The 20563-nt window shown below is 69.3% G+C and carries 17 protein-coding genes; 7 read left to right on the plus strand and 10 right to left on the minus strand.

Translation table 11 applies throughout. The features are described 5' to 3' along the window. The first annotated feature begins 16 nt into the window (after window positions 1-16). The 4 genes from ntrB (at window position 17) to ACGHC0_RS15945 (ending at window position 3063) form a co-directional block, all read left to right on the plus strand. Complete coding sequence (ntrB, locus tag ACGHC0_RS15930) at window positions 17-955, plus strand: nitrate ABC transporter permease (protein WP_368351889.1); 939 nt, start codon at window positions 17-19, stop codon at window positions 953-955. 32 nt (window positions 956-987) lie between these two features. Beyond that, entirely contained in the window at window positions 988-1800 is an 813-nt protein-coding gene (locus tag ACGHC0_RS15935) for an ABC transporter ATP-binding protein (RefSeq protein WP_415266109.1), read from the plus strand. Window positions 1801-1933: 133 nt separating this feature from the next. Then, the gene (locus ACGHC0_RS15940) at window positions 1934-2476 is read left to right on the plus strand and encodes a dihydrofolate reductase family protein (protein WP_415266110.1); all 543 of its coding nucleotides are present in this window, start codon (window positions 1934-1936) and stop codon (window positions 2474-2476) included. A 35-nt stretch (window positions 2477-2511) separates the two neighbouring features. Beyond that, a complete protein-coding gene (locus ACGHC0_RS15945) occupies window positions 2512-3063 on the plus strand; it encodes a TetR/AcrR family transcriptional regulator (protein ID WP_415266111.1) in 552 nt (183 codons plus the stop codon). Window positions 3064-3102: 39 nt separating this feature from the next. Here the strand turns inward: ACGHC0_RS15945 and ACGHC0_RS15950 are convergent, their stop codons facing one another. Further along, the gene (locus ACGHC0_RS15950; RefSeq protein ID WP_415266112.1) at window positions 3103-4548 is read right to left on the minus strand and encodes a hypothetical protein; all 1446 of its coding nucleotides are present in this window, start codon (window positions 4546-4548) and stop codon (window positions 3103-3105) included. Between the two features lie 592 nt (window positions 4549-5140). On the opposite strand from ACGHC0_RS15950, the gene ACGHC0_RS15955 reads away from it, so the two are divergent. Both ACGHC0_RS15955 and ACGHC0_RS15960 read left to right on the plus strand, forming a co-directional pair. Further along, entirely contained in the window at window positions 5141-6406 is a 1266-nt protein-coding gene (locus ACGHC0_RS15955; protein WP_415266113.1) for an MFS transporter, read from the plus strand. 181 nt (window positions 6407-6587) lie between these two features. After that, window positions 6588-9380, plus strand: coding sequence for an excinuclease ABC subunit A (locus tag ACGHC0_RS15960; protein WP_415266114.1), 2793 nt, complete (start codon window positions 6588-6590; stop codon window positions 9378-9380). A gap of 18 nt (window positions 9381-9398) precedes the next feature. Here ACGHC0_RS15960 and xth read toward each other — a convergent pair whose 3' ends face one another. The 6 genes from xth to ACGHC0_RS15990 form a co-directional block, all read right to left on the minus strand. Further along, window positions 9399-10187, minus strand: coding sequence for an exodeoxyribonuclease III (gene xth / locus ACGHC0_RS15965; protein ID WP_415266115.1), 789 nt, complete (start codon window positions 10185-10187; stop codon window positions 9399-9401). A 90-nt stretch (window positions 10188-10277) separates the two neighbouring features. Continuing rightward, complete coding sequence (locus ACGHC0_RS15970; protein ID WP_107178266.1) at window positions 10278-10643, minus strand: response regulator; 366 nt, start codon at window positions 10641-10643, stop codon at window positions 10278-10280. Window positions 10644-10673: 30 nt separating this feature from the next. Continuing rightward, window positions 10674-11255 carry a hypothetical protein gene (locus ACGHC0_RS15975; RefSeq protein WP_415266116.1) on the minus strand — a complete coding sequence of 194 codons (582 nt, stop codon included), beginning with the start codon at window positions 11253-11255 and terminating at the stop codon, window positions 10674-10676. Beyond that, on the minus strand, window positions 11252-11995 hold the full coding sequence (locus tag ACGHC0_RS15980) for a methyl-accepting chemotaxis protein (RefSeq protein ID WP_415266117.1): 744 nt from the start codon (window positions 11993-11995) through the stop codon (window positions 11252-11254). Before ACGHC0_RS15980 ends, ACGHC0_RS15975 begins: the two co-directional genes overlap by 4 nt. A 33-nt stretch (window positions 11996-12028) precedes the next feature. Beyond that, window positions 12029-14359, minus strand: coding sequence for an ATP-binding protein (locus tag ACGHC0_RS15985; RefSeq protein WP_415266118.1), 2331 nt, complete (start codon window positions 14357-14359; stop codon window positions 12029-12031). 97 nt (window positions 14360-14456) lie between these two features. Then, window positions 14457-15194 carry an SDR family oxidoreductase gene (locus ACGHC0_RS15990; protein ID WP_368351910.1) on the minus strand — a complete coding sequence of 246 codons (738 nt, stop codon included), beginning with the start codon at window positions 15192-15194 and terminating at the stop codon, window positions 14457-14459. Window positions 15195-15326: 132 nt separating this feature from the next. Here ACGHC0_RS15990 and ACGHC0_RS15995 point away from each other — a divergent pair, with 132 nt between their 5' ends. Beyond that, complete coding sequence (locus ACGHC0_RS15995; RefSeq protein ID WP_368351911.1) at window positions 15327-16226, plus strand: LysR family transcriptional regulator; 900 nt, start codon at window positions 15327-15329, stop codon at window positions 16224-16226. A gap of 27 nt (window positions 16227-16253) precedes the next feature. Here ACGHC0_RS15995 and treF read toward each other — a convergent pair whose 3' ends face one another. From treF to ACGHC0_RS16010, 3 genes are all read right to left on the minus strand, one after another. Then, window positions 16254-17927, minus strand: a complete 1674-nt coding sequence (gene treF, locus ACGHC0_RS16000; RefSeq protein ID WP_415266119.1) for an alpha,alpha-trehalase TreF — start codon at window positions 17925-17927, stop codon at window positions 16254-16256. 127 nt (window positions 17928-18054) lie between these two features. After that, window positions 18055-18498: a CBS domain-containing protein gene (locus tag ACGHC0_RS16005; RefSeq protein ID WP_053845747.1), complete on the minus strand. Its 444-nt coding sequence runs from the start codon at window positions 18496-18498 to the stop codon at window positions 18055-18057. A gap of 143 nt (window positions 18499-18641) precedes the next feature. Continuing rightward, a complete protein-coding gene (locus tag ACGHC0_RS16010; protein WP_415266120.1) occupies window positions 18642-20294 on the minus strand; it encodes a methyl-accepting chemotaxis protein in 1653 nt (550 codons plus the stop codon). Between the last annotated feature and the right edge of the window lie 269 nt (window positions 20295-20563).

Here is a 20563-nt window from a genome sequence, read left to right on the forward strand (position 1 = left end):
CGCGAAGGAGTTCACCATGGTCAGCGCCGTCTTCCATGCTCCCCCGGAGCCCGCCACCGCAGCCGCCGCCGCGCATTCCGCCCCGGCCCCCTCCTCCACCGCACCCACGATGAAGACCGCCTCTCCCCAAGCCTCCGCCGCGGCCGCCCCGGCGCCGCGCGACACCTCCGCCGCCCTGCGGCGCTTCTGGCTGGCGGTGCTGCCGCCCGCCTGCGGCCTGGGCCTGCTGCTCGTGGTGTGGGCCATCGTCTCGTCCGTCACCAACGGCAGCATCCCCACCCCGGCGGACACCTGGAAACAGGCGGTGGAGATCTTCAGCAACCCGTTCTACCGCAACGGCCCCAATGACCAGGGCGTGGGCTGGAACGTGCTCGCTTCGCTGGAGCGCGTGGCCGTGGGCTTCGGCCTCGCGGCGGTGGTGGGCATTCCGGCCGGCTTCGTGATCGGGCGCTTCACCTTCCTCTCGCGCATGTTCAACCCGCTCATCAGCCTGCTGCGCCCGGTCTCGCCCCTGGCCTGGCTGCCGATCGGCCTGCTGGTCTTCAAGGGCGCGAACCCCGCGGCCATCTGGACCATCTTCATCTGCTCCATCTGGCCGATGATCATCAACACCGCCGTGGGCGTGCAGCGCGTGCCGCAGGACTACATGAACGTGGCGCGCGTGCTCAACCTCTCCGAATGGAAGATCGCCACCACCATCCTGTTTCCCTCGGTGCTGCCCTACATGCTCACCGGCGTGCGCCTGGCCGTCGGCACCGCCTGGCTCGTGATCGTCGCCGCCGAGATGCTGACCGGCGGCGTGGGCATCGGCTTCTGGGTGTGGGACGAGTGGAACAACCTGAACGTCAAGAACATCCTGATCGCCATCTTCGTGATCGGCATCGTCGGGCTGCTGCTCGAATACGCCCTGGTCAAGCTCGCCACGGCCTTCTCGTTCGAAGAGGTCAAGGCCTGACCGCCCCGATCCACCTTGCACTGGAGTCCACCATGCATTCATCCCTCAACAGCAAGTTCATCGAAATCCAGGGCGTGGAGCAGACCTTCAAGACCACCAAGGGTTTGTTCCCCGCGCTGCGCGGCATCGACCTGGCCATCGCCAAGGGCGAATTCGTCTCGCTCATCGGGCACTCGGGCTGCGGCAAGTCCACCCTGCTGAACCTGATCGCGGGCCTCACCACGCCCACGGCCGGCACCCTGATCTGCGCCAACAAGGAAATCAAGGGCCCGGGCCCGGACCGGGCCGTGGTCTTCCAGAACCACTCCCTGCTGCCCTGGCTGACCTGCGAAGGCAACGTGTACCTGGCCGTGGAGCGCGTCTTCGGCGCCACCGAAACCAAGGCGCGCCTGAAGGAACGCACCGCCGCTGCCCTGGCGCTGGTGGGCCTCACCCACGCCGCGCACAAGCGACCCGGCGAAATCTCCGGCGGCATGAAGCAGCGCGTGGGCATCGCCCGGGCTCTTTCGATGGAGCCCCAGGTACTGCTCATGGACGAACCCTTCGGCGCCCTGGACGCCCTCACCCGCGCCAAGCTGCAGGACGAGCTGCTGGAGATCGTGGCGCGCACGCAGAGCACCGTGGTGATGGTGACCCACGACGTGGACGAGGCCGTGCTGCTCTCCGACAAGATCGTGATGCTGACCAACGGGCCGGCCGCGACGATCGGCGAAGTGCTGGCGGTGGAGATTCCGCGGCCGAGGAGCCGGGTGCAGCTGGCGGAGGATGCGGTGTACCTGCAGTGCCGGAAGGCGGTGATCGATTTTCTGTACACGCGGCAGGGGCATGTGGAGAAGGCGGCTTGATGGTCTTGCCTGCCTCAATCGCACTGTCAACGTCGAGAGCACCCGGCCGAACGGAGGCGTCCCCCGGCTGATCCGCCCGGCCCCGGGATTCCCCCGGATTCGCCCAAATATATACATCGTATATATTTAAAGGATGCCAACGATCACCGCTCACGTTTTCATAGCCATCAGCCTGGACGGCTACATCGCCCGGCGCGATGGAGACATCGCCTGGCTCTTGCAGCGCGATGATCCGACGGAGGACCATGGCTACCCGGCGTTCATCGCGGACAAAGGTGCGATCGTGATGGGTCGCGGCAGTTACGAGAAAGCACTGACCTTCGACCGATGGCCTTACGACCTACCTGTGGTGGTACTGTCCAGGCAACTGGTCGATGCCCCCGTTCCCGAAGCGTTGAAGGGCAAGGTCCGGTTTTCCAGTCGCACGCCCAAGGAAGAGATGCAGGCGCTGGCTCTGCAGAACGTACACCGCGTGTATGTCGATGGAGGCCAGGTGGTCCAGTCGTTTCTGCGCGACGGGTTGATTGCCGACATGGTGATCACCACCGTCCACGTGTTGATCGGCTCGGGCAGGCCACTGTTTGGTGCGCTATCCCGCGACATAGATCTGAAGCTGGTGTCCAGCCGCAGCTTCCCTTCGGGTTTGGTGCAATCCACCTATCGGCTGGCGCCATGACCCGCCCACGTGGGCGCCCGAGGCACGGGAAGGGCATGACGCAGGACGATATTCTCGCCACTGCGCTGACGCTGCTGGATGAGAGTGGAGGGCACGGCTTGACGCTTCGCACCCTGGCCGCACGGCTGGGCGTCACGCCGATGAGCCTTTACCACCACGTTGGCGATCATGCCGGGTTGCTGCGCGCGCTGTCGGACCGTGTGTACGCGGAAGTCATGGAAGCAGTGGAGGAGTCGCCGGACCGTCGGGCAGAAATCCAGGAGCTGCTCTTTCGCTACTACCGTGCCGTAGGCCGCCATCCCCAGCTCACACTGGCGATCTTCACGACACCGGAAGCCTTTGCAGGAGTGACCCGCCAGATCACCGACCGCCTGACAACCTTGCTTGCCGGGATCACGGCCGAGCCCATCCTGTGGCGAGACATTCTGGTTGACCATGCGCATGGCAGCGGCCTGGCCCTTGCCTCGGCCAGACATGGGCAGACCCAGACGCTGCAGGAGCAATATCGACTGGCCCTCGATCGTCTGCTGGATCACCTGGTGGAAAAGGGACGCGTCGGCACATCTGCGCGTGCCGCCGCTGGCTAGTCATGTGCACGATCCTGTTCCTGTATCCAGGCGGCTATCTCATCTGCCGGATTTCGCCCAAATACCTTCCCCCATCACCGCCGCGTTAATCAACCGCCCATGCTCCAGGCGGTAGATGTCGCTATGGCTCCCACCGCCCGTGCCGTACGCGCTTTCTGAAATCAGCTCGGACGCGTCGATGTAGTAAATATTGGAAGTCCCGGGCTGCTTTGCCTCGACGTGTCCGTTGGCCCGGGCGACCGCGCAATGAGCAAGGCGTGGACCTTGGTGATAGGGCCCGCAGAACTTCCTGTGGCTCTTTTCCTCACCCAGATAGGTGCCCCAGAACGGCAGGGGCACCGCGGTATCGCCTGCCGAGGCGGTAATTACAAAACGTTTGGCCTGAGGACATCCTTTGGGATAAACAACGTTTTGCAGCAAGCTGGTGCGGCCGAAGATCCGCTCGGACAGGTAGGCCGGCTGCAAGTTCACAAGGACGTCGGTCTCAGCGAGCGGTGCGACAGAGGCTTCTTTCGGACGAACGACGGCGGGGCCTGCGCAGACCGCCACGGAACTCGCCTTGGCGCCAAAGCTGTGGCCCAGCACGACGACTGGTTTGGGCGGCATGTCTGGCAAGTTTTCGTGTAGTTTTTCGCGCACCGTGGGCAACGTGTCGTGCAGGAGCACGCCGAGCCACGACATTCCGACCTCGTCCGCATCGCCCGCTTTCGTCGGGAAACTGAGGATCTTCACTGCCGGATCGATCCAATCACTGCTCCACTGGCTGGGCCACGTGACACCGATCACCAATGGGTTGAAGCGCTCGGGAGATGGCAGGTGCTCGTCGCTTGCCCGGCTCATGTTCCAGACCAACGAATTGATATTCCGTACCGCCTCTTCCTGCACGGTATTCCAACCCATGACGATCACAACAATGTGCGTATAGGCTGGGCCGCTGTCGAAGTCAGGCTTCGTGCTACCGGCCGAGGACTGCGCTGCGGTCGGTTTCTGGCGGGTCTGAATGCGAAGCCGCATGTCGTTGGCCAACCCATCGAGCGCCTTCCAGCTATTGGAAAATACTTCGCTCGGCTGCGAAATGGTTGGGGACAGATCGCTACATGCGGGGATTAGCTGCCGGGTCGCCGCCTCTGGCGACTGCACATAGGCATTGAAGAGCGTGCAATTTCGTGATCGAAGCGCGTCGGCATGATGCCGGATGACATGGGTGACAGCCATCACCTTGCCATCGTTGAATTTCGCTTGTAGCGCCTCGTCCGCCAAACCGTACTCAGGGCGATTTTTTACGACGACACCGTCCTTTGGGCGCCGCACCTTCTCGATCCCGATCAAGTAGCCGTCGAAACGCGGTGCGATCTCGAACGGATAGTAGAGCGCGCTGTGAAACTGGCGTGTGATAGGACCATCGGTGCTCAGCGCAACCTCTTCCGCCTCAAGGCGCCGCGACGTGTTGGCACAGCCCGCCAGAGACACCATGACGAGTGTCAAGGCAAGAACCCTCGCCTTTATCAGCGACTGTTCACAAAGCATGCGGCAAGGCAATTGCAGCCGTACTCGTCGAAGGAAGCAGCCGATGGGTTCTCGAAGGCCTTTGTGCCTTCCGCCAGTGAAACCGGCCTCCAGCCCTCCTGATACGCTGATCATTCTGCAGCATTTCATGCTGAATCCCCCCTGCTTATGCTCGCCAGGGTATCCGTACGGTCGGGCTTTAGCAAGCCGATTGCATGGCACATCGCGTAAACCCCAGACGCCCCGGATCGGCGGAAATTCCCACTGCTCCTTCCTGTTAGCCACCGAGGTCGAAGCAACGGCGATCACTTATCTTTATCTATATCCCGCGCCAGCACGGATTCTCAGCAATTGCGCCTACCGGGCGCCCGGAACTCCATACGATCCGACAGGCAAGCGCCAGTCCTGTCGCCTCTCCATGGCAGGATCACGACAGACATTGGCAGATCCACGCGAACCTGCCACGGGCGCACGGCGTACGCTCACCGCTTCTTCCCGCTATCGCCGCCCTGCCCTCTTCGCCAAGGAGGGCAGCGGCTGCCGGCCTCCAGAGCCTTTCTCCGACCCCACGATGACCGCCACCACCGCAAATCCCGCGCAGCCCGCGCTCCTCGCCCCGCCTACCTTTACGGCCCCTGCCACCCCAACCACGCAGGATGCCACACCCCAGGGCTTTCTCCTGCCCATCGTCGGCGGCGCGGCCTTCGCCCACCTGCTCAACGACATGATCCAGGCGATGCTGCCGTCGATCTTCCCGATGCTGAAGGCGAATTTCTCGCTGAGCTTCGGGCAGATCGGGATCATCGCGCTGGTCTACCAGGTGACGGCGTCGCTGCTGCAGCCCTGGATCGGGTTCTATACCGACAAGCACCCCAAGCCCTACCTGCTGCCGGCGGGCATGTGCATGACGCTGCTGGGCGTCGCGCTGCTGGCCGTGGCGCACAGCTATCCGATGCTGCTGGTCGCGGCCGCGGTGGTGGGCGTGGGTTCGGCCACGTTCCACCCGGAGGCGTCGCGGATCGCACGGCTGGCCTCGGGCGGGCGGTTCGGCACGGCGCAGTCCACGTTCCAGGTGGGCGGCAACACTGGCACGGCGATCGGGCCGCTGCTGACGGCGGCCATCGTGATTCCGCACGGCCAGCCGGCGGTCGCGTGGTTCATGGTGGCGGCGCTGCTGGCGATCTTCGTGCTGTACCGGCTCACGGTGTGGGTGCGCCACCATGGGGCGGCGAAGGCCCGGGGGCTGGCGCGGGGCGGCAGCGAGGGGCTGGACCGGGCCGGCGTGGTGCGGGCCGTGGCCGTGATCTGCGTGCTGATGTTCGCGAAGTTCGTCTACATCGCCTCGTTCACCAACTACTTCACGTTCTACCTGATCGAGCGCTTCCACGTGGGCGTGCAGACCAGCCAGCTGTTCCTTTTCCTGTTCCTCGCGGCGGTGGCGGCGGGCACGTTCGCGGGCGGGCCCGTGGGCGACCGCATCGGCCGCAAGGCGGTGATCTGGATCTCTTTCCTGGGCGTGGCGCCGTTCGCGCTGGCGCTGCCGCATGTGGGCCTCGCGTGGACGGCGGTGCTCGCGGTCGTGATCGGGCTGGTGATGTCTTCCGCCTTCGCCGCGCTCGTGGTGTATGCGCAGGAGGCCGTGCCGGGCCGCGTGGGGCTGGTGTCCGGCCTGATGTTCGGATTGATGTTCGGCATCGGCGGGATCGGGGCGGCCGGGCTGGGCGACCTGGCGGACATCCACGGCATCGTGTGGGTGTATGGCGTGACGTCGTTCCTGCCGCTGCTGGGGTTGGCGACGGCCTTGCTGCCCGATACGCGCAGGAAAGCCCGCGCCTGAGCTGGCGCGCCCGGCGCCATGGCCCCGGCGCAGAGCCGGGTGCCTTCGTCCTACGCGAGGACGGGCCGCGCCGCTGGCGCGGACACGGGGCGGACGGTGCTAGCTTCGACCTTCGGTGGCCGCCGCCTTGGTGTCGGCGCCCGGGCCGGCAACGGCCGAGCCCCGAGGAAGAAAGGCCTCCATGCCCTCCCAGTCCCAACCACCATCACAGCCCAAGCCCCGGCGCACGTCCCGCAGCCCATCCCGGCCCGCGGCGGAGACATCGCCATCGCCATCCATCGACGGCTTCGTGCGCGTGCGCGGCGCGCGGGAGCACAACCTCCGGAACGTGGATGTGGACATCCCGCGCGATGCACTCGTGGTGTTCACGGGCGTGTCGGGCTCGGGCAAGTCGTCCCTGGCGTTCGGCACGCTGTATGCCGAGGCGCAGCGCCGCTACCTGGAATCGGTGGCGCCCTATGCGCGGCGCCTGATCGACCAGGCCGGCACGCCCGAGGTGGACGCCATCGACGGCCTGCCGCCCGCGGTGGCGCTGCAGCAGCAGCGCGGCACGCCGACGGCGCGCTCCTCGGTGGGCAGCGCTACGACGATTTCCAGCCTGCTGCGGCTGCTGTATTCGCGCGCCGGGCAGTATCCGGCGCGCCAGCCCATGCTGTACGCGGAGGACTTCTCGCCCAACACGCCCGAAGGCGCCTGCCCGCACTGCCACGGCATGGGGCGGGTGTACGAGGTGACGGAGCGGTCCTTGGTGCCGGACGACCGCCTCACCATCCGCGAGCGCGCCGTGGCGGCCTGGCCGACCGCCTGGGGCGGCCAGAACCTGCGCGACATCCTCGTCATGCTGGGCCACGATGTGGACGTGCCCTGGCGCGACCTGCCGCGCAAGACACGCGACTGGATCCTGTTCACCGACGAGCAGCCGGTGGTGCCCGTCTATGCGGGCCTGGACCGCAAGGCCGCGCAGGCGGCGCGCAAGGCCGGCACGCCGCCCAGCTACATGGGCACTTTCAGCAGTGCGCGGCGCCACGTGCTGCACAGCTTCGCCCACAGCCAGAGTGCCCGCATGCGCGAGCGCGCGGCGGCCTTCCTGGTGGGCAGCCCCTGCCCGGCCTGCGGCGGCAAGCGCCTCAAGCCCGAGGCGCTGTCCGTCACCTTCGCGGGCCACGACATCGCCGAGCTGGGACGCCTGCCGCTCGGCGAGCTGGCCCGGCTGCTGCAGCCCGCGGCGGAAGGCCGTCTGGGGGACAGCCTGCGCCCGTCCGGCGGCTCGCGCGCGCCGGCCCGCCCGGGCGCAGACAGCCACCGCGCCCATATCGCCCGCCGCGTGGCCGCGGGCGGCTCGGCCCATGCGGCGGCGCCGGACGTGCGCCGCACGCCGGACCTGTCGGAAGAGAAGGTGCTGGCCGCCCAGCGGCTGGCGCAGGAGATCGGCGCGCGCATCGCCGCGCTGTCGCAGCTGGGGCTGCATTACCTGACGCTGGACCGCGCCACGCCCTCGCTGTCGTCCGGCGAACTGCAGCGCCTGCGGCTGGCCACGCAGCTGGGCTCGCAGTTGTTCGGGGTGGTGTACGTGCTCGACGAGCCCTCCGCCGGGCTGCACCCTGCGGACGGCGAGGCACTGCGGGCCGCGCTGCACCGGCTCAAGCGCGCGGGCAATTCGCTGTTCGTGGTGGAACACGACCTGGCCACCATGCGGGCGGCCGACTGGCTCGTGGATGTGGGGCCCGGCGCGGGCATGCACGGCGGCGAAGTGCTCTACAGCGGCCCGCCGGACGGGTTGGCCGCCGTGCAGCCTTCGCAGACGCGGCGCTACCTGTTTCCCGGGCGGGACGGGCCGGCACCGGTGCAGCGCACACCGCGCGAGGCAGCGGGCTGGCTGCGGCTCGAAGGCATCGAGCGCCACAACCTGAAGGGCGTCGATGCGGCCTTCCCCGCGGGCTGCCTCACGGCGGTGACGGGGGTCTCGGGCTCGGGCAAGTCCAGCCTGGTGAGCCGCGCGCTGGTGGAGCTGGTGGCACAGGCGCTCGGCTCGCCGCTGGCGGACGCGCGGGACGAAGACGACTCCGCGGCGGATGGCCCCGGCGGGCCGCCCCATGCCGCGCCGCAGGACGACGACCCCGGGGCCGCCGACGACCCGGTGGGCCCCACGGCCGGGCGGATCGCGGAACTGGCCGGCATCCGCCGGCTGGTGCGCGTGGACCAGAAGCCGATCGGCCGCACGCCGCGCTCCAACCTCGCCACCTACACGGGCCTGTTCGACGGGGTGCGCAAGCTGTTCGCCGCCACGCCTGCCGCGCGGCGGCGGCGCTACGGGCCGGGGCGGTTTTCCTTCAACGTGGCGGCGGGGCGCTGCCCGACCTGCGAGGGCGAGGGTTCGGTGAGCGTGGAACTGCTCTTCCTGCCGAGCGTGTACGCGCCCTGCCCCGACTGCCATGGCGCGCGCTACAACCCGGCGACGCTGGAGGTGCGCTGGAACGGCCTGAACATCGCCGATGTGCTGCGCCTGACGGTGGACGCGGCCTGCGATGCTTTCGCGCAAGAGCCCGCGGTGCTGCGGCCGCTGGCGCTGCTGCGCGACATCGGGCTGGGCTACCTGCGCCTGGGCCAGCCGGCCACGGAACTGAGCGGCGGCGAGGCCCAGCGCATCAAGCTCGCCACGGAGCTGCAGCGCCCGCAGCGCGGCGACACGCTGTACGTGCTCGACGAGCCCACCACCGGGCTGCACCCGGCCGACGTGGACCGCCTGCTGGTGCAGCTCGACGGACTGGCTGCGGCGGGCAACACGGTCGTCGTCGTGGAGCACGACATGCGCGTGGTGGCGGCGTGCGACTGGGTGATCGACATGGGCCCCGGTGCGGGCGGCGACGGTGGCCGCATCGTGGCGGCGGGCACGCCGGCCGAGGTGGCGCGCCAGGACAGCAGCCGGACCGCGCCCTACCTGGCGCGGGCGCTGGCCGGAGAGCCTGGCGCCTGAGGCCTGATGGGCGGCGGCTCAGGCCCCGGCCTTGCCGGGTGCCAGCAGCGCCCAGGCCGGGGCATGGTCGCTGGGCCGGGGCCGGCCGCGCACATCGCGGTCCACGCCTGCGTCCTGCAGGCGCCGGGCCGCCGCGGGGTTGAGCAGCAGGTGGTCGATGCGCAGGCCGGCGTTGCGCTGCCAGCGCTGGCGCAGGTAGTCCCAGAAGGTGTAGATGGCCTCGTCGGGATGCACGGCGCGCAGCGCGTCGGTCCAGCCGCTGTCCACCAGGGCGCGGAAGGCATCGCGCACCTCGGTGCGGAACAATGCATCGTCCACCCAGGCATCGGGCTTGTACACGTCGCGCTCGGTGGGGATGATGTTGAAGTCGCCCGCCAGCACCACCGGCTCGGGGCGCGACCGCAGGGCGGCAGCCCGCCGCGCGAGTCGGTCGAGCCAGGCGAGCTTGTAGTCGAACTTCGGGCCGGGGGCCGGGTTGCCGTTGGGCAGGTAGAGGCAGGCGACCAGCACGCCGTTCACGGCGGCTTCCAGGTAGCGGCTCTGGCTGTCGGCTTCGTCGCCGGGCAGCCCGCGCTGCACCTCGATGGGGTCGGCACCGCGCGCAAGGATGGCCACGCCGTTCCAGGCTTTCTGCCCGTGCCAGAGCGCGCCGTAGCCCGCGGCCCGGATTTCCTCGGCCGGGAAGGCGTCGTCGGTGCACTTGAGTTCCTGCAGGCAGGCGACGTCGGGGCGGGATGCCTCCAGCCACTGGAGCAGCGCCGGCAGGCGTGCGCGGATGCTGTTGACGTTGAAGGTGGCGATTTTCATGGTGGCTCTTTCGAGCCCCCAAGGCTACGCCGCGGCGGAGGGCCGGAGGTAGGCGGCGGCGCCGTCGTGCCGCCAGCCGGGCCGCAACGCTCAGGCGGCCAGCTTCTGGAAGGAGCCCAGCACCGCCGGGCCGTTGAACGGCTTGACGATCCAACCCTTCACGCCCGCGGCCTTGCCGCGTTCCTTCATGGCGGGCGAGCTTTCGGTGGTGAGCATGACGATGTTCACGCGCTGGTTGCCGAGTTCGCTGCGCACGCGCTCGGCCATGGTGAGGCCGTCCATGTTGGGCATGTTGACGTCGCACACGATGAGTTTGATGCCGCTGTGCTGCTTGAGCTTGGCGAGCCCGTCGCGGCCGTCGACGGCCAGCGCGACCTGGAAGCCGTTGCTGCCCAGGAAGTTGCCCACTTCGCTGCGCACGGTGCTCGAATCATCGACGACAAGGATGTTGGCCATGGGATGCTCCTCTTGGAAAAAATTCAAAACCTAGAACAGTTCGAGTTCGCCGGACGCCACCGCCTCCGGTGCTGCTGCGGCGGCGCCGGTCCAGTGGAAATCCTGCGGCGCATAGGCGCGCGCGCAAAGCGATGCATGCAGCGCCAGGTCGGGCCGCACGTCCATGCGGAAGTGGCGCACGTGCTCGAAGCCCGCGCGCGTGAAATACGGGGCGCAGCGCGCATCGAGGATCTGCGGCGTGGACAGGCCCAGGAAGGCCTGGAAGGCGCCCAGGTCGCGGTTGATCGCGCCGCAGCAGAGGTTGCCCATCTCGCAGATCCGGTCGAGGAAGGCCTGCCCGCCCATGCCGTCGGCGTCCAGCCCGGCGGTTTGCGCCACCCATGCGCGCCAGGCCGGGCCATGCGCGAAATGCAGCGCCGCGACGACGCGGAAGGAGAACGAGGCGATCGAGAGCACGGCCATGTGGGTGGCGCCGCCCGTGGCCGGGAGCGCATCCACCGGCTGCACGGCCACGCCGGTGCCGCGCACCACGCTCTGCTGCAGGGCCGAAACCATCATGCGGTCCAGGCTGTCGCGGGCGCGGGGGCCGAGGAAGGAGCCCGGGGCACTCATGCGCCCTCCACCGCCGCGGCGCCGTCCAGGGCGGCCTGGATCCGGCGGTTGGCCAGCTCCAGGCCCATGGCGGCATTGATCACCATCTTGCCGCCGGCCTGCATGTCCTGGAAGGTGGTGGTGGCGATCAGGTCGTTTTCGTAGAGGCTGGTGCGGTAGTCGCGCGACAGGCGCTCGGCGCTGGCCGAGAGTTCGCGCATTTCCGTGGCCACCACGTCGAAGCCGCGGCCCGCCACGCCGGCGCGCGCGGCCTCGATGGAGGCGTTGAGCGCCACGATCACCATCTTGCGCACGATCTGCGAGAAGGCGTCGTTCTTGTCGTGCAGGCTGCGGTTGTGGGCCACGAGGGTGCTCATGTCGGCATGCCACCGCTCGAAGGTCTTGCCGATGCCCTGCAGTTCGCGCAGCGCCTCGGCCTGCGCGAGCGCATGGCCGAGCGTGTGGTCCGCGCGCTCCCGCAGGCGGTGGTCGGATGCGCGTCCCTCCTCTGCCAGCCGGCGCTCCCACTCGGCAGCGGCATCGTCGAACTGCCGCCGGGCCTGGGCCAGTTCGGCCTCCAGCTGCGCGCTGCGCGCCTCCAGCGCCCGGGCCGCCTCGCGCGCCGGGGCATCCCCGGCCGCCGCACCGTCCATGGCCTGCCGCCGCGCCTGCTCCAGCGCCGATCGGCGGCGCGTGGCCAGCCAGGCGGCCAGGGCCGCCACACATCCACCACCCAGCACGCAGCCTGCCAGGAGTTGCATCCAGCCATCCATCATGTCGTTCCTGCTCCCACTTCAGGCCGCCACTGCCCAGCGGGCGGGCAGGTGCAGCACGGTCTCGAATGGCGTGGCCGCGCGTGGGGCTCCGGCGGCCAGCACCAGCTGGATGCGGCCGCCCAGCGATTCCACGAAGGCCTTGACCGCATCCATTCCCACGCCGCGGCCGGACACGGCCGTTACCTCGCCGGCCGTGGAAAAGCCCGGCGCGAAGATCAGGTGGGCGAGGTCCCCGGGCGCGGGCGCGGCGCCTTCCGCGATCAGGCCCTGCGCGCGGGCCCGGGCCTGGATGCGGTCCAGGTCGAGGCCACGGCCGTCGTCGGCGAGCCGGATTTCCAGTTCCTCCGCATCCAGCACGGCACCGATGCGGATGCGGCCCGCAGCGGGCTTGCCGCGCGCTGCGCGCTCGGCCGCGGGTTCGATGCCGTGGTCCAGCGCGTTGCGCAGCAGGTGCATGAAGGCATTGCGCAGCGCATCGGCGGCCTGAGGCTTCACGGCCACGGGCACACCGGACTGCAGGACGACCTCCGGGGCCTCCTTGCCCAGGTCCCGGGCCAGCGCCGGCAGGGAGGCGGCCACGCCGCCCACCACCTCGTCCAGACCGGCCGCGTCGGCGTCGGCGAGCGCGGCGGCAATGCGCTCCAGCGCGGCGCGGTGGGCCGGCGTGCAGCCGGGGTCCTGCGCCAGGGCGCCGATGCGCGCGCACAGTTCCTCGATGCGGGCGCGCGGCAGGCGCACGGCCTGCGCGTCGCCCACCGCGTGGCTCGCGCCGCGCCCCAGCGTGCCGTCGTTCACGCGCACATAGGACTGCAGGGCAGATGAAACTGCCTCCAGGTCAGCCTGCAGGGCGGCATCGTCCCAGCCGGCGGGGTCGTCCCGCAGCGCGGCGTAGCGCTGCTCGGCCACATGCGCCGCATCGGCGATGCGCAGCAGCCCGTAGGTGCGGGCGTTGCCCTTGACGGTGTGCATGTGCCGGAACAGCGCCGCCAGCGCGTCCGGCCGCGCATCGGGCTGCGACGCCGCGGAGCCGAGCAGCGCCTGGTTGTCCCGCAGCAGGCGCGCGGCGCTTTCGGAAAACTCGCGGAACTTGTCTGCCGCCACGCCCAGCAGTTCGCCGACCATGGCCAGTTCCTCCTTGCGCGCCTGGGCATCCCGCGCCAGTTCGCGCAGCTCCGTCACGTCGCGCAGGCTCAGCAGCAGGCGCTCCACGGTGCCGTCGGCGGCCGTGATGGGCGACCAGCCCAGTTCGATCACCTTCATCCGGTCGCCCGCGAAGCGCACCTGCAACTCCTGCGGCAGCAGGTGGGCGTTGAACGAGAAGTTGAGTTCGTCCTCGCCGATGCACGCGTCGATCGCGGCCAGGGCCTGGGCGCGCGCATCGGCGCTCAGGTCGGAGCGGTCGAACAGCAGCGCGTCGAGGGTGCGGCCGGCGATGCCGTCCTCTTCCAGGATGTGCGCAAGGTGGTCCGAGTATTCGGGGTGGACGGTGCGCCCGGCCTGCAGGGTCAGGATGCCCTGGGGAATGGTATGCAGCATGGCCTGGATGTCGGCCGTCTTGCGGCGCACCAGCTCGGAGCTTTCCTGGATCTTCTCCACCATCGCGTTGAACGCGGTGAGCGAACGGCCGATTTCGTCCATGCGGTTGACGGGCACGCGGTGCGAGAAGTCCTGGCTGGTGGCGATCTCGGTCATCTTGAGCTCCATCTCGCGGATGGGGCGCACGATCTGGCGGTACAGCAGATAGCCCGCGGCGGCCAGGCCCAGGATGGCGACGGCGGCCACGGCCAGCAGCGTGGTCGTGGTGTGCTCCAGCTGGGCATTGAGCGAGCCGATGGCCTCGTCCTTGCTGCGGCGCTTCTCCACCTGGATGGCCTCGATCATCTGGCCCTGCTCGCGCAGGTACTGGTCCACCGTGGCGGCCATGAAGGCCTCGGCGGCGTCCTGCTGGCCGGCGAGCTTGAAGCGCGCGGTGTCGTCGATGGCCGCGAAGTAGTTCTCCAGGCTCATGGCGGCCTCTTTCACCAGGCCGCGCTGCGCGTCGCTGTCGGCCTCCCGCAGTTGCTGGTCCAGCGCCTTCTGCAGCACGGCCTTGCGCTCCACCAACTGCTCGTGCAGCTTCTGCGCGGCATCCGCGTCGTTCGCTGACACCATGCCGAGCGCGGCCATCTGCACGTCCTTGAGCTGGCCCATCAGCTCCACGGAATGGATGGCGCTGGGCACGACGCCCTCCGTCACCCGCTTGACCTGCCGGGCCCCCTCCGCCGACCGGTAGAGAGCGAAGCCCCCGACGGAGCACAGCGCGAGAAAGGCGAGAACGATCAGCAGGGTGATGCGCAAGCGGACGGTCATGGCAGCAGCGATCCACGCATGTAACAAGATGCATCCAGTATGGAATCGCCATATGGCGCGGGGATGACAAAGCCCCCGCGCCGTGCCGGGCCGCCCTTCAGTGGGCGCTGGCCGTGGGCCGGATGACGATCTCGCTGGTGTCCACGTCGGCGGGCTGTTCGATGGCGAAGCGGATCGCGCGGGCGATGGCGTCCGCGCCGATGGCCACCCGGCGGAACGCCTTCATCTCCTCGCGCCCCTTCTCGTCGGAGATGCTCTCGGCCAGTTCCGATGCGGTCACGCCCGGGCTGATCGTGGTGACGCGGATGTCCGAATGCTCCTGGCGCAGGCCGTCGGAGATCGCCCAGACCGCATATTTGGTGGCGCAGTACACGGCGGCGGTGGGCGATACCGCGTGGGCGCCGATGGAGGCGACGTTCACCACGTGGCCCGAGCGCTGCGCCTGCATCGCCGGAAGCACGGCGGCGATGCCGTGCAGCACGCCGCGGATGTTGACGTCGATCATGCGGTCCCATTCGTCCACCCTCAGCGAGGCCATCGGGGACAGCGGCATCACGCCGGCGTTGTTGACGATCACGTCGATGCGCCCGAAGCGCCCCAGCGCATGGGCGGCGAAAGCCTCGACGTCCGCGCGGTGCGTCACGTCCAGCGCGCGGGCCTCGGCGATGCCGCCGCGCGCCGTGATGTCGGCCACGATGCGCTCCAGCCGGTCGGTGCGGCGGGCGCCCAGCAGCACCGTGGCGCCGCTGTCCGCGAGCAGCCGTGCCGTGGCTTCGCCGATGCCGCTGCTGGCGCCGGTGATGAGGATGACTTTGGAGAGCTGGTTGTCTTGCATGGGAAGTTCCTTGGATCCTTGCAGGTGGAGGGAGGGAAAGAGCCGCTGGCGGCCCTGCACGGAAATCTAGGGACGCACCGCGGCGGCCGGAACTCCCCGGGCGCTGACCGGGGTGTTTAGAATTTTTTGCCAATGCCCGCCGACCTCCACCTGCTGCGCTTCTTCCTCGCCGTCGCGAAGGAGCAGAACTTCCGTGCGGCCGCCGACCATCTGGGCGTCACGCGCTCGGCCGTGAGCCAGGGCATCCGGCGGCTGGAAGACGGCCTCGGGGTCGCGCTCGTGCAGCGCTCCACGCGCCACGTGCGCCTCACCGAAGCGGGGGAGCGGCTGCACGGGCAGATCGCCGGCCCGCTCTCGGCCGTCGGTGCGGCGCTCGAGGAAGCGGCCGCCGACGGACCGGCGCGCGGAGTGCTGCGCGTGGCCGCCACCTCGATCGCCGAACGCTTCCTCTCGGGCCCGCTGATCGCCTCGTTCGCGCAGGCGCATCCCGGCGTCACGCTGGACATCACCGTGACCGATGAAGAGTCCGACATCGTCGCGGCAGGCTTCGATGCGGGCGTGCGGCTGGGCGAAGTCATCGAGCAGGACATGGTGGCCGTGCCGCTCACCGGCCCGCAGCGGCAGATGGTGGTCGCCACCCCGCAGTACCTCGCGACCCATGGCCGGCCCCGGCACCCGCGCGACCTGCTCGCGCATGCCTGCATCGGCTGGCGCCCCGCGCCGGGCGTGGCGCCCTATCGCTGGGAGTTCCGGGAGGACGGCCGGGACTTCGACCTCGCGGTGGAGCCGCGGATCACCACCAACGACATGCTGCTGATGATCCGCACCGCGCTGGCCGGCGCGGGCATCACCATCGGCATGGAAGAAACCTTCGCGCCCTACATCGCGCGCGGCGAGCTGGAGCCGGTGCTGGAGGAGTTCCTGCCTCGCTTTCCGGGCTTCTACCTGTACTTCCCGAGCCGCAGGAACACGCCGCGCAAACTGCGGGCGCTGGTGGAGCACGTGAGGGGGTGGGCGGACAGGGCGGGCTGACCCCGGCGGCTGCCCATCCGCCCGCTCCTACCCCTTCCAAGCCGGCTCATCGAGCCAGGCCCGCACCACGCCGTTCGTCCAGCCGAAACCGTCCTGCAGAGGATATTCGCCCCCGTCGCCCCCCGCGGACGCATCGCAGTCGTTCTCGCACAGCGCGTATTTCTCCACCAGCCGGCCTTCCTGGTCGTACACATGGCGCACGGTGGCGAGCCAGCGCTCGCGGATGTCGTCGGCCAGCTGGCGGCAGCCATCGTCCCGGTCGCCATAGCGCGCGAAGCCTTGCGAGCCCATCCATTGCATCGGCGCCCAGCCATTGGGCCGGTCCCACTGTTCGCCGCTCGCGATCTCGGTGGTGGCAAGGCCGCCGCGCACCAGCAGGCGCCGCCGCACCGTCGCCGCGAGCGCGCGCGCCTGGTCCAGCGTGGCGGTACCGGTGAACAGCGGCGCCACCGTCGCGGCCGTGAGGGCGGGCCTCGGCACGCGGTTCTGCCAGTCGTAGTCCAGAAAGGCCCCGGCCTCGTCGTTCCAGAGGAAACGGGTGATCGCATCGGCACGGCGCGCGGCGCGGCCGTCGAACTCGCTCGCAGTGGCGGTGTCGCCGGCCTCGCGGCTCAGGCGGGCGATCATCGTCTCGCTCGCATGCAGCAGCGCGTTCAGGTCCACGGGCAGGATGCGCGTGGTGCAGATGCCGGCCAGGCAGGCGGTGCGCGTGGCGGCGGCGTCCAGGTCGTCCAGCCAGCGCGAGCTGAAATCCCATCCCGACTCCGCCGCCGCGCGCAGGTTGCGGAACACCTCGTGCGCCGGGCGGGTGCAGGCAGCGGCCGTTTCCATGTCCTCGCGCCAGGATTCCTCCCGGGGCGTGTCGCGATCGTCCCAGTAGCGGTTGAGCACGCTGCCGCCGGGCAGGGCCACCACGCGCCGGTGGGTGCCGCCGGGCTCCAGCCCGTCGGCACCGTCCATCCAGAAAGCGTATTCACGCAGCATCTGCGGCAGGTAGCGGTGGGCGCCCTGCCCGCGCGTGGATTCGCACAGGCCCGCCATCAGCGCGAACACCGGCGGCTGCGAGCGGCTCAGGTAATAGGTGCGCGTGCCGTTGGGCACGTGGCCATAGGTGTCGATGAGGTAGGCGAAGTTGTCCGTCATCGCATGCAGCAGCCGCGGGCGCCCGCTGGGCACCAGGCCCAGCATGGTGAAGTACGAATCCCAGTAGTACATCTCCACGAAGCGGCCGCCGGGCACGACGTAGGCATGCGGGAGCTCCAGCAGCGAACCGCGCCGGGGATGGTGGGCCGGGTGCCGTGCCAGTTCGTTCCAGAGCGCGTCGATGTGCGCCGCCAGCGGCAGGCCCGGCGGCGCAGTGGAACGCTCGCAGGCGCTGCGCGGCGGGGCGAAGTGGCGATGCACGAAGCCGGCCAGGTCGAAACCGGGACTGCCGCACTCGGCGCGGTAGGCGGCCAGGATGTCTTCGGGCGGCATGCGGGGCGCGCAGTCCACGAAGGTCTTCGAGTCATCGAACACGCGCTGGCGCTGCACTTCCACGAACAGCTCCTCGTAGCGGTCGGCCGGGGAGCGCGTGTCCGGCGGCGGAACGCTGCGGGCCGCGGCGGCGCGGGCGGCCGGGGTGGCGTCGATGGGGCCGGTGCCCTCGATGGGGTGGGAGGGGCGTTCGGCGTCGGAGGCAGAAATGGGCTGGGCGGACATGCGGTGGGCAGCGGGCGGAAGGTCCGCGAAGGGACGGGAGGCCCTGCACTGCAGAGCATGGCCCATTGGACACCATGCGCGCGCGCCCGGCCGCGCCGGAAACGCCCGCCGCGCCGTCAGACAGGCCCTACCTGCCGCCCCCGGTGATGTACTGCTCCATCTGCTCGATGATGAACTGCTGCTCGGAGATCACGTCCTTCACGAGGTCGCCGATGGAGATGAGGCCCACGAGCGTGCCGTCCTCCTCCACCACGGGCAGGTGCCGCAGGCGGTTCTCGCTCATGAGCGCAAGGCACTGGCCGCTGGTCTGCACGGGCCGCACGAAGCGCACGGCGCGGGTCATCACGTCCGCCACGCGGGTATCGCCCGACGTGCGTCCCAACAGCGCCACCTTGCGCGCGTAGTCCCGCTCGGTGACGATGCCGGCGATGCTCTTCCCGTCCATCACGAGCAGCGCGCCGATGCCCTTGTCGGCCATCAGGCGCAGCGCATCGAGCATGGAGTCGGACGGCGCGATGGTGAAGACCTCCTGGTGGGCCTTGGATCTGAGGATGTCTGCGACAGCGGTCATGGAAGCCTCCCGGTGCTGGATGGTGAACGGCATCTGGCCTGGCGCCAGTGTCCATGCAAGCCGCGCGGTCCGCAACGGGGCGTGGCCCGGCCATGGCCGGGCGGGATACACAAGGTTGCAAAAAGCCGCCACCGTGGCGCGCTTCAGCGCGGCGCGGGCAGCGCGGCGGCGCCTGTCCTGCCGGCCTTGGCCGCCCTGCGCAGCGCCACGGCATCGGGCGCGGCGGCACGGGGGCCCCGGTCCAGGCGGAACACCTGCACCGACTCCGACACGGTCTGGGCCTGGCGCTCCAGCTCGATGGCCAGGGCCGCGCTCTCCTCCACCAGCGCCGCGTTCTGCTGGGTGATGGTGTCCAGCTGGGCGACGGCCGCATTCACCTGGGAGATGCCGGAGAGCTGCTCGTTCGAGGCGCTGTGGATCTCCCCGATGAACACGCCGACGCGGCGCACCAGTTCCAGCGATTCCTGCATGGTCCGGCGGGCACCGTCGGTGCGCGCGTGGCCTTCGCCCACCCGCGCCGCGGATTCCTCGATCAGCTGGCGGATTTCCTTGGCCGCGGACTGGGTGCGCTGCGACAGGCTGCGCACCTCGGCGGCCACCACGGCGAAGCCGCGCCCGTGCTCGCCGGCACGCGCCGCCTCCACCGCCGCGTTCAGCGCGAGGATGTTGGTCTGGAAGGCGATGGAGTCGATCAGACCGGTGATTTCGCCGATGCGGCCGGAGGAGGTCTGGATCTCCCGCATGGTCGCGGCCACTTCGTCCACCGCGCCGCTGGTGCGCTCGGCCACGCCCGTGGCCTGCTGGGCGAGTTCGCTGGCCTGGCGCGCGGAGTCGGCGGTCTGCTTGACGGTGCCGGTGATCTGCTCCATCGAGGCAGCCGTCTGCTCCAGGTTGCTCGCCTGGTTCTCGGTGCGCGAGGACAGTTCCTGGTTGCCCTGCGCGATCTCGCGGCTCGACATGCGCATCTTGTCGCTCTCCTGCCGGGCGTCGCGCACGATGGACAGCAGGTTGACATTGAGCTGCGCGAGCGCGCGCTGCAACTCCCCGGTGAGGCCGGTGCGCGTCACGGTGACGCTCTGCGTCAGGTCGCCGGCCGCCATGCGGTTGGCGGCACCTACCATGGCGACGAGCGGCAGCACGGCGGCCCGGCGCACCCATGCGAATCCGCCCAAAGCCACGCCAGCGACGGCCAGCCACGCCAGTGCGGAGAACATGCCCGACTCCTGGTTCACCAGTCCCGCGAGGAACGCTGCCAGCCACACGGCCGCGAAGGCCATGGCCACCTGCCCGCCCAGGCCGATGTCCAGCGCCTGGCGGATGCGTCCGGAAAGCGTCCTGCGCACGAGCCTGCCGCGCTGCAGGGCATGCACCATGCGACCGGCCTGCTTCTCGGCGCGCATGTGGCCGTAGAGTGCCTCGGCACCCGCGATCTGCTCGCGCGAGGCTTCGGTGCGCACGGACATGTAGCCCACCGGGCGTCCGTCCTCCATCAGCGGCGTGACGTTGGCCATGACCCAGTAGTAAGTCCCGTCCTTGCGGCGGTTCTTCACGGCGGCGGACCACGGCCAACCGGCGGCGATGGTTTCCCACATGTCGCGGAACGCCTCTTCCGGCATGTCCGGGTGGCGGATCATGTTGTGCGGCTGGCCCAGCAGTTCGCCGCGCTCGTACCCGCTCACCTCCACGAACATGGGATTGCAGTAGAGGATGCGCCCCTGCAGGTCGGTGGTGGAAACCAGTGTCTCGCCCCGCGGAAAGGGGTATTCCTGGGGGGTGACGGGAAGGTTGATGCGCATGGGTTTCTCCTCTCGGCTGGATGGTTTCTTGCGAGTCGGGCGTCATCCGGCCACTGCGAATGACGCGGCGACATATTATTTAAATACGGCAAATTTGATGTAATTGAAAATACTTGCTCCACCACGAGAACCTTGATTTGCATCAAATTCCAGGATGTTCCGGACCTCGCCTCCGCACACCATAGTGTTCCAGCCACGCTTCGCCATTGATTTTTCACGGAATACCCTGGCCGCGTTCCGGAGCGTGGAGGACCGGTCCGATTTATGGA

The sequence above is a fragment of the Acidovorax sacchari genome, from assembly GCF_042847045.1.
In the GTDB taxonomy this organism is placed as follows: domain Bacteria; phylum Pseudomonadota; class Gammaproteobacteria; order Burkholderiales; family Burkholderiaceae_C; genus Paracidovorax; species Paracidovorax sacchari.

What these genes read in the sequence shown, in the direction of transcription:
- ACGHC0_RS15975 (WP_415266116.1), bottom strand. Translation starts at nt 11,255, where the DNA reads ATGAGTGCCCCGGGCTCCTTCCTCGGCCCCCGCGCCCGCGACAGCCTG.
- ACGHC0_RS15985 (WP_415266118.1), bottom strand. Translation starts at nt 14,359, where the DNA reads ATGACCGTCCGCTTGCGCATCACCCTGCTGATCGTTCTCGCCTTTCTC.
- ACGHC0_RS15990 (WP_368351910.1), bottom strand. Translation starts at nt 15,194, where the DNA reads ATGCAAGACAACCAGCTCTCCAAAGTCATCCTCATCACCGGCGCCAGC.
- ACGHC0_RS16005 (WP_053845747.1), bottom strand. Translation starts at nt 18,498, where the DNA reads ATGACCGCTGTCGCAGACATCCTCAGATCCAAGGCCCACCAGGAGGTC.
- ACGHC0_RS15940 (WP_415266110.1), top strand. Translation starts at nt 1,934, where the DNA reads ATGCCAACGATCACCGCTCACGTTTTCATAGCCATCAGCCTGGACGGC.
- ACGHC0_RS15955 (WP_415266113.1), top strand. Translation starts at nt 5,141, where the DNA reads ATGACCGCCACCACCGCAAATCCCGCGCAGCCCGCGCTCCTCGCCCCG.
- ACGHC0_RS15960 (WP_415266114.1), top strand. Translation starts at nt 6,588, where the DNA reads ATGCCCTCCCAGTCCCAACCACCATCACAGCCCAAGCCCCGGCGCACG.
- ACGHC0_RS15970 (WP_107178266.1), bottom strand. Translation starts at nt 10,643, where the DNA reads ATGGCCAACATCCTTGTCGTCGATGATTCGAGCACCGTGCGCAGCGAA.
- treF (WP_415266119.1), bottom strand. Translation starts at nt 17,927, where the DNA reads ATGTCCGCCCAGCCCATTTCTGCCTCCGACGCCGAACGCCCCTCCCAC.
- ACGHC0_RS15935 (WP_415266109.1), top strand. Translation starts at nt 988, where the DNA reads ATGCATTCATCCCTCAACAGCAAGTTCATCGAAATCCAGGGCGTGGAG.
- ntrB (WP_368351889.1), top strand. Translation starts at nt 17, where the DNA reads ATGGTCAGCGCCGTCTTCCATGCTCCCCCGGAGCCCGCCACCGCAGCC.
- xth (WP_415266115.1), bottom strand. Translation starts at nt 10,187, where the DNA reads ATGAAAATCGCCACCTTCAACGTCAACAGCATCCGCGCACGCCTGCCG.
- ACGHC0_RS15945 (WP_415266111.1), top strand. Translation starts at nt 2,512, where the DNA reads ATGACGCAGGACGATATTCTCGCCACTGCGCTGACGCTGCTGGATGAG.
- ACGHC0_RS15995 (WP_368351911.1), top strand. Translation starts at nt 15,327, where the DNA reads ATGCCCGCCGACCTCCACCTGCTGCGCTTCTTCCTCGCCGTCGCGAAG.
- ACGHC0_RS15980 (WP_415266117.1), bottom strand. Translation starts at nt 11,995, where the DNA reads ATGCAACTCCTGGCAGGCTGCGTGCTGGGTGGTGGATGTGTGGCGGCC.
- ACGHC0_RS16010 (WP_415266120.1), bottom strand. Translation starts at nt 20,294, where the DNA reads ATGCGCATCAACCTTCCCGTCACCCCCCAGGAATACCCCTTTCCGCGG.